At 36.9% G+C, this 8,382-nt stretch carries 7 protein-coding genes; 2 read left to right on the plus strand and 5 right to left on the minus strand.

Translation table 11 applies throughout. From position 1 onward, the window contains the following. The first annotated feature begins 283 nt into the window (after positions 1-283). Positions 284-2,410 carry a CHAT domain-containing protein gene (locus PX481_RS22985; RefSeq protein ID WP_353852221.1) on the plus strand — a complete coding sequence of 709 codons (2,127 nt, stop codon included), beginning with the start codon at positions 284-286 and terminating at the stop codon, positions 2,408-2,410. A 93-nt stretch (positions 2,411-2,503) separates the two neighbouring features. On the opposite strand, the gene PX481_RS22990 is transcribed toward PX481_RS22985, so the two are convergent. Further along, entirely contained in the window at positions 2,504-2,905 is a 402-nt protein-coding gene (locus PX481_RS22990) for a hypothetical protein (protein WP_288096257.1), read from the minus strand. 318 nt (positions 2,906-3,223) lie between these two features. On the opposite strand from PX481_RS22990, the gene PX481_RS22995 reads away from it, so the two are divergent. Continuing rightward, on the plus strand, positions 3,224-4,153 hold the full coding sequence (locus tag PX481_RS22995) for a DUF1350 family protein (RefSeq protein WP_002798729.1): 930 nt from the start codon (positions 3,224-3,226) through the stop codon (positions 4,151-4,153). Here PX481_RS22995 and PX481_RS23000 read toward each other — a convergent pair. From PX481_RS23000 to bchN, 4 genes are all read right to left on the minus strand, one after another. Further along, on the minus strand, positions 4,150-4,953 hold the full coding sequence (locus tag PX481_RS23000; protein WP_288059206.1) for a nucleoside phosphorylase: 804 nt from the start codon (positions 4,951-4,953) through the stop codon (positions 4,150-4,152). The two genes, PX481_RS22995 and PX481_RS23000, sit on opposite strands and share 4 nt — an antisense overlap. A gap of 111 nt (positions 4,954-5,064) precedes the next feature. After that, positions 5,065-5,709 carry an RloB family protein gene (locus tag PX481_RS23005; RefSeq protein WP_288096261.1) on the minus strand — a complete coding sequence of 215 codons (645 nt, stop codon included), beginning with the start codon at positions 5,707-5,709 and terminating at the stop codon, positions 5,065-5,067. A 1-nt stretch (position 5,710) separates the two neighbouring features. Beyond that, a complete protein-coding gene (locus tag PX481_RS23010) occupies positions 5,711-7,006 on the minus strand; it encodes an AAA family ATPase (protein WP_502888567.1) in 1,296 nt (431 codons plus the stop codon). 169 nt (positions 7,007-7,175) lie between these two features. Then, positions 7,176-8,382, minus strand: a 1,207-nt coding sequence (gene bchN, locus PX481_RS23015; RefSeq protein ID WP_288096263.1) for a ferredoxin:protochlorophyllide reductase (ATP-dependent) subunit N, incomplete at its 5' end; no start/stop codon positions are given.

Raw genomic sequence — 8,382 nt, forward strand, 5'->3', positions numbered from 1 at the left:
GGCTCTCGGGGTTTAGGTCTCTAATCAATCTCATTGTATTTTCCTGCTGCTTCGTTTTTTTATGTATTATACTTCTTAATTTTTTATTTGGGTAATTAATTTTGCATGACTACTTACCTGTGATAGCTTTCATTATGAATGGGCAGGAACACAAAATAATCTGGGGAATGCTTATAATAAGCGCATCAGAGGGGAAAGGGCAGAAAATTTAGAGTTAGCTATTGTTGCTTATAACCTGTCATTAGAAGTATATACCCGTGATAGCTTTCCTTCTGAATGGGCAATGACACAAAATAATCTGGGCAATGCTTATAGTAATCGTATCAGAGGGGAAAGGGTAGAAAATTTAGAGTTAGCTATTGTTGCTTATAACCTGTCATTAGAAGTATATACCCGTGATAGCTTTCCTTATGAATGGGCAACGACACAAAATAATTTGGGGACTGCTTATAGTGATCGCATCAGAGGGGAAAGGGCAGATAATCTAGAGATGGCGATCGCAGCTTATAACCTGTCTTTAGAAGTAAGAACCCCGACTGCTTTCCCCATAGATTGCTTACAAACAGGACGAAACTTAGGAGATACTGCTAACCTGATCGAAGACTTGGAAACCGCCATCAAAGGCTACAACTTAGCCATCGAAGCAGTAGAAAATATCCGACTCGAAGCCTTAAACCCCCAACGACAACAGGAAATTCTCTCCGAGGCAATGGATGTTTATCATGGCATTGTTCAATCCTATCTCAACCTCAATCAAAAAGATCGCGCCTTAGAATACGTTGAACGCAGCAAAACCCGCTATCTAGTCCAATTGCTTACCGATCGAGATATCTATCCTAAAGGTAATATCCCCCCAACTATTATTACCGAATTAGATCGCCTCCGTCGTGCCATTATTGGGGAAGAACAACAGTTAGCCATCCAAGAACAAACCCGCAATCGGGGAGGAATTTTAACCCTAGATCAACAAAGACAACCCATCTTAAATGACTATACTCACCTCAATCATTTAAAACAAGAATTAAATCAATTTATTGACCGTGAAATAACTCCCATAGACCACACTTTTAGCTTAACTCAAAAGGTTGAAAGCATTCCTCTAAGTGACATTCAATCCTTAATTGATCAAGATACTGCCATCTTAGAATGGTATATTTCAGGGGATAGTATTATGGCGTTTATTGTTATCCCCCCTAACCCCCCTTCAAAAGGTTTGATCCCCCCTAACCCCCCTTCAAAAGGTTTGATCCCCCCTAACCCCCCTTCAAAAGGGGGGAATAGTGAGGTGAAAGGGGTTAAAGTTTGGCAATCTTCAGCAGAAGATCGAGGAAAATTGATTGATTTTATTAAAGATTATCGTGACGCTTATGAAAATAATAAAACCGAGTGGATTAAAAATCTTAATTCTTGTTTAAATCAACTGTCAGAAATTCTCCACATTGATGAACTTTTAGAACTGATTCCTGAATCCTGCGATCGCCTAATCCTGATTCCCCATTGGTTTTTACATATTATTCCCCTTCATTGTTTACCCCTAAAAAATGGACAATTTCTCTATCAACGCTTTTCTAATGGTGTAGGATACGTTCCCAGTTGCCAACTCTTAAAACTGGTAAAATTATCACAGCGTGACAACTTTGATCGTCTTTTTGCCATTAAAAACCCCACCAGAAAAGACCTAAAACCTCTCTTAGGTGCAAATCTAGAAATCGAGAGAATTAGTCAAGGATTTGCTACTGAAAAAACTATTATTATTGGGGAATTAGAAGCATCAGAACAAACCCTAGAAAACCGTCGTCAAGAGTTACAAGCATCTCATTGTCTTCACTTTTCCTGTCATGGTAAATTTAATAATGAATCCCCTAGAGACTCAGCTTTAATGTTAGCAGATCCAGACGGTAACTTAAGAGAATCAGCTAACCTTACTCTAGCAGAAGTCTTTGAAAAATTTGACTTAAGAGAATGCCGTTTAGTCACCTTTTCTGCTTGTGAAAGTGGTATAATAGAAAGTAAAGCTGATAGTATTAGCGATGAATATGTGGGTTTACCCAGTGGTTTTCTATTTGCAGGAAGTTCTAGTGTCGTTAGCACCCTTTGGACAGTAGATCCCCTAGCAACCACGTTATTTATGGCTAAATTTTATCACGATCTTAAACGGATTTCTATCCAAGATCAAGGGAGTATTGCTATTGTTTTAAATCATACTCAAACTTGGTTAAGAACATTGAATAGTCAAAAATTAGCCCAAACAAAAAATAGTCAAGAATTCCAGCAATTACTCGATCAAGTCTTTGAGAGTAAACGGGATAGAAGAAAATTCCAAGACTTATTAGAAGCTGCGGTTAAACGTGAACCCTATCCCTTTGCCAATCCCTATTATTGGACGGCATTTATCGCAACAGGGATTTAACTCAGATCTTGCAGCATTATCCAAAAGTCCAAAAAAACCGATTTTTTCTGCCTCTAAAAATCGGGTTTTTAATATCAGGGGTAAGATCTGAGTTTAAGAATCAGGATAATTTTGACAAAATTTATCCAGTCCTTGATCCTGAATATAAACAGCAACTATAGCAGATAAAATTCCCGCGACTTGCGGAGGACACATCAAATATCCTACAATAATACCTGTTAAAGTAGGGATAAGTGCGGGTAAATATTTTTCTCGCAACTTCGGTTGACAAATAGAATCACGACATTTATTAAGAACAATAACAAACCAACGAAAATCAGCATTATCTTCTACCCCTTCAATCCCGTTACGAGTGGCAATAGACTCAGCATCATCTGCTAAATCTCCCTCCCATTCCTCAATAACATCAAGTGCAATTAAAGCGTTCTCATTGTCCGCAAATTCAATACGGTACTGAGCAATTTTTTCCGGTGTTAACTGCGTTGCGTCTGACATAATACCATCCTTAAAGCTAAAACCAATTTTTTCCCATTATCTCACCTTATAATCGTCTCGTCGCTAAAGTTTTTGACTTTACCGATGGCAAGTTAATCCGGTCAAGATTAGCTTAGAAGACTAAGAAGAAGCGAATTTTTGGGGTGAGAATTTACTTTTGTCAAAAATTATTACATATTCGCAACAAAATAAACTTTTTTGAGCAAATTAATGTACCCTAATTAGACAAGGCGATCAATTATTTTGGCCGCCGAGATTTTTAATCATTATAAGATTGTTTCCCTAATCGCCAAATTAACAATTACATACCGAAAAACAATGACAGCAGAATTTAAGTTTATTCCCCTGCAATTTCACTGGGTTGCTATCAATCCTAAACCGATTGGGGTTGTCTATTTTATCGGTGGTGCTTTCTTCGGCACTTTTCCCAATCTGTTCTATCGTTATCTGCTCAAACAAGTCTTTAAACGAGGCTATACCCTTATTGCTATTCCCTATCGTTTTACTTTTCGTCATTGGAATGTTTCCCTAGAAATGGTCAAAGATTTGATTGGATTGAGAAAGGCTATTTATGAAGAAGCTAAGTTTTTGGGCTATGAAGATAACCTTGAGTTGTATTTAGAAGATCCCACTGCTGGTAATCCTAATTATTTTTGGATGGGCCATAGTTTAGGGTGTAAATATATCTCCCTTTTAGAGGTTTTAAGTGATGTGGAAAACACAGAACTAGAACAGGTTTTGAGTGGTTGTGTCGGCAAAAATCAAGCCGAAGATATCCAAAAATCGCTGAATAATACCGATATTCATGCCGTATCTCTGAAAAATCAACCCTCGCTTTTACTGGCTCCTGTAATTGCTGGCATAGATAGCGCAATTCCCATAGCTGCCCTAGCTAAATTAGTGCAAAGTTTGGGTTTAGACGTACAGCCAAACGTGCAGGAAACCCGTTGTTTAATTAGCAATAGTAACCTATTTCGACTCTTGGAAATTATCGCCTTTGCTAAGGATATACAGGCTAAAGATACAGTAGCTTGGTTCATTAAAGAACTAAGTCAACAACTCTTAAAACCAGTAGTTCCCTTAGCCAATCGCACCCATCTAGCACCCCTTGGCTGGCGCAATGGCGACCAAGAATTAGCCGATAATGTGATTAAATCAATTCAGGAATTACGCGCTAAACTTATCTCCTGTTATCCCCAAAGTCAGGAAAAAGAGGAAGTCTTAATGAAGATGATTTCTGAACATTAATCAATTGAGGATAGGGAGAGGTTGCTAACGGTCAATATTGCCACCTGAATCGCTTTTTCAATGGCCTGTTGTTTGCTTTCTAAACTAATCCCTTCCTCTTTACTTCTTGCGGCAATCACAGCACAAATACAAGCGGCAGTAAATCCATAAACCCCCGCCATTTTAAATAAAGTTCCCGCTTCCATTTCATAATTGAGAATATTTAAACGTCGATATTCTTCCGTGATTCCCTCTAAATGGCGCTGAAGATAAGGGTTAGCAGACGACAGGATTCTTTCCTGTCCTTCATAAAAACTATCCACAGAAGCGGTAATACCTACATGATAATTTACTCCCAAAAATTGAGCCGATTTGACTAGAGCAACTGTTAAAAAAGGATCCGCCACTGCTGGATATTCCGGAGGAGCAATATCATTAGCTGCACCTTGCCTACATAAAGCTGCTTGCGAGATAATAATATCACCAATTTTTATTCTATTTTGAATTGCGCCACAAGTACCAATACGAATAATAGTTTTAATTCCCACCTGTATTAATTCATTAACCACAATACTCAAAGATGGCGCACCCATGCCACTGGTAGCCAGAAGAATTGGGGTAGAATTATCCAAGTAGCCAAGATAACTATTTAATCCCCGATAATCCGATAGCAAACGTGCATTTTGTAAATAAGTTTCAGCAATATAGCGCGAGCGTTCTGGTTCCCCCGATAATAGGGTGATAGTCGGTTTTGCCGTGCCTAAATCCTCACTGCTAAAGTTGAGATGATAGGGTTTTTGGTGAGATAAGTTATTGGACATTTAAATCAAATTAAGAGCAGTTACTTTGGTTAAATAGGCTTGTAGTTATTATAACAACTTTAGGTTTCAATTAAAATTAAATATTTAATTATTGACAAAAGAGAATCAAGCTTAAGGACGACTATTGATGTTAAGTTCTTGCACTAATTCCTGTACTGTGGTTGAGGGATTGGCATCAAAAGGATGTTTTTTTGCTTCATCTCTATCTTGAATAAGTTTTGCTGCATTAGTTATTGCTGTTCTCTGGTATGGCTTTAATTTTTCGTACATATCCTCCCGATTTTTTTCATATTTTTCTTGCTCGTTTAATAATCCATACTTTTGCATCTGTTTAGTTAAAATTGTTAGGTATTCACTTCGGGATGTGGCAATATCCAGATATTGAAAGTGTAAAATAAACCAAATTTCAAAAGCTTCATTAGAATAGGCAATCTTGACATTATTTTCTTTAGCCAGTCTTTCTGCTTGATTAAATTGCTCTTTAGAACAGTTATCTTTATCAAAAACACACCAGATTTGATCGAATGAGTCATCTTGTTTTAGATTATCTATAATCTTAATAGCTTTTTCTACTAAACTCAAGCTATTTTTACCTTCACCTTTCACCCTAACTTCAATTTTATTAGGAACAGTAAAAGCCTTAAAATAGTTAACTTCAGTTTTTTCTCCCTCGCAAACAATTAAAAATTTTTTTCTTGTTTCTCTAGCCTTAGTTTGGCGACGCAAATAATCAGAAGTATTTCTATTTTTACCCATACTAATTACCAATAATTGTACTTAAATCACCAATAAAAGGTATTGCTCCATAACGACCTTGAATATAATCTTTTTCAAAGGTATTATTATTAATATCAGCGAATTCCACCAAAGAATATAAATCTGTTGCTCCTTGATGATTTTTTTCGGTAAACCAAATTTGATCCCTCCTTAAAAATTTATGACTAAGTAAATTAATATCGTGAGTAGTAAAAATAAGTTGAGCATTTTTGGGATTAGTTTTCTGAGAATTAAATAATTCGATTATACTTCTAGTCATTAAAGGATGAAGTCTGGCATCCAATTCATCAATTACTAAAACTTCCCCTCTTTGCAAAGTGTCTAAAATCGGTGCTGACAGAGCCAAAATCTTTTTAGTTCCATCAGATTCATGTTTGTCCATATCAAAAATTTCTAACTCAATCATTTTACCTGTTGAGTCATACTTTGGATGATAGGTTCTTATGGTGGTTTTTATGGTAGCGGACTTTATTTCACCGCTAGAGTGACTGATGATATTTCTGACAACATCCGGTAAATCTTGCAGGAGACTGTCTGAGGAAATTTTTCTGCTTTCTATTTCTAGATTGTCAATACTTAAATCTAATTTTTTAATTAACTTAGTCACATCATCAATCAAGTCTTGTCTATTAGAAAGATTCTCAAGCGTAATCGCTTTTAATAATTCCATATCTAAATAAGACACAACACCTAAGTGACTAAACCAAGAGACAATTTCCACCGCTAGAGAATTATTAAATTGAGCCGCTAGTGATAAAAACAGAGTATTTTTTTTGGTCAATCCTCTTAGTATATTACCTTGTTCAATATTTTTGCTATATTCTATTTTATCGCCTTGCCGATTAAAAATTTTAGTTTCACGACTTCTGGGTGTACAAAATAACCATTCGGAAACTACTCGCTTTTGAGTTACTTCAAATCCATATCTATAAGTTTTATTTTTTAGCTGAAAAACTATTTCAAAAAAGGATGGTTTATCAACAGTTTCGGTATTTAATCTAAAGGGTTCCACATCTATTTTGTCAGTGATTTGTAATTTAGCAGAATTCATGACAAACCATCGCACAAAATTGAATGCCAGAATTAAATTACTCTTACCACTGGCATTTGCTCCATAAATAGCGGCACTTTTAAGTAAACTAAATTGTTGATTAACCTTAAAAACATTATTTTTATCAAGCTCATCATTACCACAGGCATCCTCCGCAGCTACCATGCTGAGAGTGACTACATCTTTAAAAGAGCGATAATTGCCGACACTAAATCCGATGAGCATTGCATATTAACCCTAAAAGTCTCTAAGGAATAAAGGAGACGATACTTTTATTTTATGCACTTGTTGAGCATTTGAACAAGAATTATCCTCAGAATCGGCAAACAATCACAGAAAAAAGGTAAGGAATTGATTTTCCTTACCTGATGATTGTAGCCTTTTGAAAACAAATTTACACTTTTGCTGACTCTTTAACTAACTTATCCCAACCCAATTCCTTGAGGTTATTGTTGCGACGCAGGGGACGAGTAGCTAATTCTAAAATATCTCGCGCATTGGTAAAACCATGAATTTGAGCAAAAGTAAATTCTACTGACCATTTAGTGTTAATTCCCCGCGCTTCTAAGGGATTTGCATGGGCCATTCCCGTAATCACTAAATCGGGTTTTAACTCGTAAATGCGCTGAATCTGATTGTAGTTATCAGGTTTTTCGATGATTTTCGGGATGGGAACACCCATATCATTACAGGTTTTTTCTAGTAATGCTAATTCGGCCGCTTGGTAGCGTTTATCCATGTAGGGAATACCGATTTCATCACAAGTCATCCCGCAACGAATTAGGAAACGTGCCAGAGAAATTTCTAGTAAATTATCCCCCATAAAGAAGACCGATTTACCGCGCACAAGTTGCAGATAATCCTCTAAACTTTCCCAAATTTTTGCCTCTCTTTCTTCTAATCCCTGCGGTTGTACTCCCAAAACCGAACAGATTTTTTCTATCCAAGCGCGGGTTCCATCCGGACCGATGGGAAAGGGTGCGCCAATTAATTTACACTTACGACGACGCATTAAAGTGGTGGCAGTTCGTGATAGAAAAGGATTGACACCAGCGACATAATAACCTTCTTCAATTACCGGTAATTCAGTAAAACGTTTGGCAGGCAACCAACCATCAATTTTAACTCCTTGTTTTTTCAATTCTAGGGTTAAATTGGTCACAATCGGGTCGGGAACAGAACCAAATAAAACTAAAGGAGGATGGTCTTTATATTCCGATTCTTCCTGTTTAATTTCTTCTTTTTTACGTCCAAAAGTTAAGAGTTTCTGGATGGCATTCCGTTCTTCTTTTTCATCTTCGTGCTTAACTTTTTCGGGACATTTATGCACCATAGAAGCGAGGACGGTATCTTCCCCTTGGGTAAAGGCATAATCTAAACCATTAGCGCGCGCTGTCACGATAGGAATACCGATTTCTGACTCCAGTTTTGGTGCTAATCCTTCCAAGTCCATTTTGATGATTTCGGTGGTACAAGTACCGATAAAAACGATAACGCTAGGGTTTCTATCTCGTTTAATTTGTAAGCAGAGGCGTTTTAATTCTTCGTAGTCTTTTAGTTGAGCGGAAATATCCCCTTCTTCTAATTCAGCCATGGCATAA

The sequence above is a fragment of the Microcystis sp. M53603_WE2 genome, assembly GCF_030065435.1.